4 protein-coding genes are annotated in these 6,333 nt (G+C 44.7%); all 4 read right to left on the reverse strand.

Annotation, left to right across the window (positions count from 1 at the left end; genetic code table 11):
• Positions 1 to 39: 39 nt before the first annotated feature.
• The 4 genes from GX756_00590 to GX756_00605 are packed head-to-tail and all read right to left on the reverse strand — an operon-like array spanning position 40 to position 6,020.
• Entirely contained in the window at positions 40 to 1,818 is a 1,779-nt protein-coding gene (locus GX756_00590; protein NLC16367.1) for an alanine--tRNA ligase, read from the reverse strand.
• Between the two features lie 36 nt (positions 1,819 to 1,854).
• On the reverse strand, positions 1,855 to 2,685 hold the full coding sequence (locus GX756_00595) for an NAD(P)-dependent oxidoreductase (GenBank protein NLC16368.1): 831 nt from the start codon (positions 2,683 to 2,685) through the stop codon (positions 1,855 to 1,857).
• Between the two features lie 19 nt (positions 2,686 to 2,704).
• Positions 2,705 to 4,318, reverse strand: a complete 1,614-nt coding sequence (locus GX756_00600) for a glutamine--tRNA ligase/YqeY domain fusion protein (GenBank protein ID NLC16369.1) — start codon at positions 4,316 to 4,318, stop codon at positions 2,705 to 2,707.
• 55 nt (positions 4,319 to 4,373) lie between these two features.
• Positions 4,374 to 6,020 (reverse strand): formate--tetrahydrofolate ligase, encoded by a 1,647-nt coding sequence (locus GX756_00605; protein NLC16370.1) that lies wholly within the window; start codon positions 6,018 to 6,020, stop codon positions 4,374 to 4,376.
• Positions 6,021 to 6,333: the final 313 nt, after the last annotated feature.

Consider the following 6,333-nt stretch of genomic DNA (forward strand, 5'->3'; position numbering starts at 1 on the left):
CTTTTTATTGGATATAGAAAAGGGCGATATTCCCGCCCTTTATTCGTCAATAAGCACCGCCCTTATGCGCCTAACGCCCGCGGACGAGCTTTCTTCTTTTTTGATTTTAAATTTGCCAAGCGCGCCCGTGCGCTCCACATGCGGCCCGCCGCAAATTTCTTTGGAAAAATCGCCTATTGAATAGACCTTGACTTTCTCGCCGTATCTGCCCTCAAACACGCCCAAAGCCCCGCTTTTTTTGGCCTGCTCTACGGTCATCTCTTCCACGGACACGGGCAAATCTTGCTTAATAACTTGGTTGACCAAATCCTCAACTTTATCAAGCTCGTCTTTTTCCACTTTGCGCCCGAAAGAAAAGTCAAACCTCAGTCTTTCGGCGGTTATGTTGCTGCCGCGCTGATAGACCTCGTCGCCCAAAACCTTGCGCAACGCCGCCTGCAAAAGATGGGTCGCTGTATGAAGCTTAGTAGTCTGCTCGCTCGCGTCGGCAAGCCCGCCCTTAAATCTTTGTTCGGCGCCGCTTTGGGACTTGGCTTGATGCTCGGCAAACGCTTGCTCAAAGCCTTGGACATCCACTTTTAGTCCTTGTTCGGCGGCTAATTCTTGGGTCATTTCCAAAGGAAAACCGTAAGTGTCATATAGCCTAAAAGCGCTTTTGCCGTCTATAATATCGCCCTCAATGGCTTGAACAACGCGCTCAAACTCCCTCAGTCCCGACCTTAGCGTCCTTTCAAACCGCGCAATCTCTAGCGCGAGTTCTTTTTTTATCTTATCGGCGTTAATTTCCAACTCGTTATATATGTCTTTGTATTGGTTAATGACCGCATTGGCGACCTCTATCAAGCCCGCCGCCTCCAAGCCCAGTATCCTAGCGAATCTTATGGCGCGTCTTATAAGCCTTCTTAACACATAGCCCTGATCCACATTGGACGGCGTAACGCCGCGATGGTCGCCCAAGATAAATACCGATGTCCTGATATGATCGGCTATAATTCTAAACGGCCTTTTGTCTTCGGTTTGGTAGCTTTTGCCGCTTAAGTCTTGGATTTTTTTGATAATATCTATAAACAAATCGGTCTCATACACGGAATCCGCGCCCTGCAAAATGCAAACCGTGCGCTCCAAACCCATGCCCGTATCCACATTTTTTTGCTCTAAGGGTCTATAATTGCCCGCCTCGTCTTTGTAATATTCCATAAAAACATCGTTCCAAATTTCCACATACTTGCCGCAATTACAAGCCGGCGAGCACTCAGACGAGCATTTGGGCTTGCCCGTGTCCACAAACATCTCGGTATCGGGTCCGCAAGGCCCTGTCTTGCCGGCGGGCCCCCACCAATTGTTTTCTTTGGGCAGGTAAAAAATATTCTTTTGGTCTATGCCTAAACTTGCCCAAATCCGCGCGGATTCGTCGTCTTTGGGCGCGTCCTCGTCGCCCGCGAACACGGATATAGCCAATTGTTCTTTGTCAATGCCTAGATATTTGGGCGAGGTCAAAAACTCATAACTCCATTCAATCATTTCTTTTTTGAAATAGTCGCCCAATGACCAATTGCCCATCATCTCAAAAAAGGTAAGATGCGAAGCGTCGCCTACTTGGTCTATGTCGCCCGTACGGACGCATTTTTGGATATTGCAAAGCCTTTTGCCCTCGGGATGAGTTTGCCCCATAAGATAGGGCACAAGCGGATGCATTCCCGCCGTAGTGAACAAAACCGTGGGGTCGTTTTCGGGTATTAAAGAGGCTGAGGCAATAATAGCGTGGCCCTTTTCTTTGAAAAAGTCAAACCATAATTTCCTTAATTCGTTGCTGGTCAGTCTTCTCATTTTGCCATAATCTCCAATTATGTATTCTTATACATCGTCTTTGTACGCTTTGAATGTCCTATTAAGAGCGCTTCGCAGCGTCGTAAACTTAAACCCGCCCATGACGGAATTTAGCTTGTCGTTGCTGGCGGTAAACTCAAGCCGTTCTTTGCCCAAGCTGATAGAAATGGCGTTTTGGGTCATTCTTTTTAGCCTTTTTAGCACATCGTTTATGTTCGCAAGCTCGTCGCTTGTTATGTTATAATCCCCGGGCGGAAAGTCTTGCATCAAGAAATTATTAATTATTTTTACAAAATCGTCAATATAAATAGCCGACAAAATTATATCTTTTTCCACGCTCAAGCTTTTGCCTTCAACGGCTTGGGCGATTAACGAAGTTATCACGCTGTCGGGCGCGTCCTTGCCAAACACCTCAAAACTTCTCAGCACATAGACCGAGCCGTCTATCCTTGCCATATTGGTAATATTAAATTTAGCCATTCCGTAAGAATCCAGCGGCATAAAATCGGCATGCGCGGATTCTTTAAAAGCCCTTAGACCGTCTATGTTATTAAGTTCTCTGATATTGGAAAATGTTATTATTTTCTTTACATTATAAGCCTTGGCAAGCGACTGGATATTCTTAAACATTATAGTGTTTAAGATTTCTATCTCTTTGTCCACTTGGTCGGGCCGCCCAAAAACCTCGGCAAAATGCAAAATAGCGTCAAACTTCTTCTTTTTGAAGATTGGAATAAGGTTTTTGATATCGGTTATGTCCGTTTGACTGTCTATTTCGGTTATTTTATGGCGTCTGGAATATCTTTGCGCGAAATTCATGGCTATATAATTATCGGAGCCAGTAATTAGCAACTTCATAAAATATCCTTAAAAAATTTTATTTTATCTTGTAGCTGTCTTTTAATCCGACTATTTGGATAAACGCGTTGGTTTTTGGATCCCAGCAATAATACGCTTGGCGCATAAACTGGTAGGGCGCGCCGGGGCGCGCGTCATTTAAAGATTTCTCGGCGACCGCGTTTGAGTATTCTATTTTTGAGTTTTTGTTTAGCCTATCCAAAAAATCTTTTTTGGTTTCGTCGTCATCCAATAAATAATCGTAATCTATCAGCTTGCAAGGATAATTTTGGCGCGCGTCCACAAAGTGTATCACGCCCTTGGGCTTTAACCCGCTTGTGTCTTGTCCGCTCTTGCTCTCGGGGAAATAGGCGCATTTTAACTCTTTGGGCTCGCCGTTTTCATCCAAGACCACATCGTCGCAACGGATGATATAAGCGCCTTTGAGTCTTACTATGCCGCCTTTTACCAGCCTTTTGTATTTAGGCGGAGGAACAAGCTTGAAGTCTTCCTTTTCTATAAATATCTCGCCCGAAAAAACCACTTCTCTTTGGCCTCTTTCGGGATAATCGGGGTGGTTTTCTATTTTTAAGATTTCGCTTTTGCCCTTAGGATAATTGGTAATAACGACCTTAAGCGGTTCTTTTACCACCATTGCCCTATCCGCCTTAACATTAAGAACGTCCCTCACGCAATGCTCAAGCAGCGCCACATCCACTTTGGAATTGGCTTTGGACACGCCGATAAGCTCGCAAAATTGCCTTATCGCCTCGGGCGGAAATCCTCTTCTGCGCATCCCCGCCAAAGTGGGCATTCTGGGGTCGTCCCAGCCGTCCACCACGCCCTCGTCAACCAGCTTTTTGAGATAGCGTTTGGACATAATCGTGCGGGTTAGGTTAAGCCTGGCAAATTCAAATTGGCGGGGCTTGGGGTCAAACTCGCACTCATTTACAACCCAATCATATAAAGGCCTATGGTCCTCAAACTCAAGCGTGCAAATGGAATGCGTGATTTTTTCTACGGCATCCTCAATGGGATGGGCAAAGTCATACATAGGATAAATGCACCATTTGTCGCCTTGCCTGTGATGGCGGGCGTGCAAAATCCTATAAAGCACGGGGTCGCGCATATTGATATTTGGGCTTGCCATGTCAATTTTAGCGCGCAAAGTCATGCTTCCGTCAGGAAATTTGCCCTCGCGCATTTGCTCAAAAAGTTTTAAGTTTTCTTCTATGCTTCTATCTCTATAAGGGCTTGGCTTGCCGGGCTCGGTCAGCGTGCCGCGATATTCCCTTATCTCGTCGGGCGTGAGCTCGCAAACATAGGCCTTTCCTTTTTTAATAAGTTTTACCGCGCATTCGTACATAATATCAAAATAATCCGAGGCGTAATAAATATCGCCCTTAAAGCCCAGCCATTCCACATCTTTTATTATCGCGTTGCAATATTCTTCTTCTTCTTTTTCGGGATTGGTATCGTCAAACCTTAGGTTGCATATGCCGTTATATTTTTGGGCAAGCGAAAAGTTAAGGCAAATAGCCTTGGCGTGCCCTATATGCAAATACCCGTTGGGCTCGGGCGGAAACCTGGTTATTAACTGCTTAATTTTGCCGCTTTTTAAGTCGTCAACAATAATCTCTTCAATAAAATTCATCTCGCTTTGGTCCTTGCGTTTTATTTATATATTGATTTTTGACTTATTATTGATATTAAAACAAACCCGTTATATTGCCTTGACTGTCAATGGCCATCCTTTCGGCGTTGGGCGATTTGGGAAGGCCGGGCATAAGCATAATATCGCCCGCTATGGCGACCACAAATCCCGCGCCCGCCCTTAACTGCAGGTCCCTAATCGTAAGCTTAAAGCCTTTGGGCGCGCCTAAAAGATTTGGGTTGTCGCTCAATGAATATTGGGTTTTGGCTATGCAAACGGGCAAATTACCGTAGCCGTCCTCGGTCAATTTTTTGAGTTGGCGTTTGGCGTTGGGCAAATACTCCACTTCGCCCGCGCCGTATATATTTTTGGCTATTTTTTCAATCTTTTGCTCAATGCTGTCTTCCAAAGCGTATGTAAAATTAATGCCGTTGTTAGACAAAGAACAAATTCTTACGACTTCTTCAGCCAATTCCAATCCTCCCGCGCCGCCTTGAGAATAAACATCGGTTATAATCGCCTTTATGTTTTTGGCTTGGCAAGCTTGTTTGACAAGATTAATCTCCGCTTCGCTATCGCTAAAAAATCTATTAATGGCCACAACGCACGGCAATTTGAATTGCTGGGTAACATTGTCAATATGCTTGATAAGGTTGGGCAGCCCTCTTTCCAGCGCGCCTAAGTCTTCGGCTTTTAAATCTTGCGCGTGTCCGTTATATTTTAACGCCCTAATAGTGGCGACCAAAACGACGCAATCAGGCGAGAGGTTATTGGCTCGGCATTTTATGTTCAAAAATTTCTCCGCGCCCAAGTCCGCGCCAAAGCCCGCCTCTGTAACCACATAATCGGCAAGCTTTAAAGCGCTTTTGGTGGCGATTACGCTGTTGCATCCGTGCGCGATATTGCCAAAAGGTCCCCCGTGCACAAAGGCCGGTGTGCCTTCCAAGGTTTGCGCCAAATTGGGCTTATACGCCTCGTAAAGCAAAATCGCCATAGCTTCAGAAGCTTTTAGGTCGCCCGCCGTTATGCAGTTATTGTCCTGATCGTATCCTATCACTATCCTTGCCAAACGCTCTTTAAGGTCGTCAAAGCTAGAACTTAGGCACAGCACCGCCATTATTTCGCTTGCCGCGGTAATGCTAAAGCTCTCGCTGCGGTTGCCCGTCACTCTGTTGCCGTCATAAACTATATTAATGTTCCTAAGCGCCCTGTCGTTGACATCTAAGCACCTGTTCCAAGTAACCGTTTTTATGTTTAGCTTGTTGCCAAAATATAAATGGTTGTCAATCATCGCCGACAAAAGATTGTTAGCAGAGGTTATGGCATGAAAATCCCCCGTAAAATGCAAGTTAATCTCGCTCATCGGCGCTAGCTGGGCATAGCCGCCGCCCGCCGCGCCGCCCTTAATCCCAAAGACAGGGCCAAGCGAAGGCTCTCTTAGGGCCAGCATTGCGCTTTTTCCAAGCTTTTTTAGCGCGTCAGCCAAACCGATGCTTATGGTGGTCTTTCCTTCGCCCGCCGGCGTGGGATTAATAGCTGTTACCAAAATCAGCTTGCCTTGACGATCTTTTGTAACGCGATTGACTTTTGCTTTATATCTGCCATACAAATCATAATCTTCCGCGCCCAAACCAAGCTCGGACGCCACTTCTTGTATGGGCCTTAACTTAGCCGCGGAAGCGATTGCGATATCGGTTTTCAAGCTTTATCTCCCTAAAAATTAATATTTTTATAATATCATAATAGCTTACAAAAAGCAAAAGTCCAACTATTTTTAAGGCGCTATTGTTACAACTATATTTTGAAAGGCCAAAATCAAAGGCATATGGGCTTATGTAAATATAATCATATTAAAAAATAATTGCCATTATATTTTAAAAAGTAAAAAAACAAGGCAATACCCATATATGCCGATATGCGCATATATTTATATTTAAAAAAAATTTATAATGAGACAGTTTAAAGATTTTGATTATGACAGTTAGAGTATTATATTTTTAAATAAGCCTGTAATA

The organism is Clostridiales bacterium, assembly GCA_012512255.1.
Taxonomy (GTDB): domain Bacteria; phylum Bacillota; class Clostridia; order Christensenellales; family DUVY01; genus DUVY01.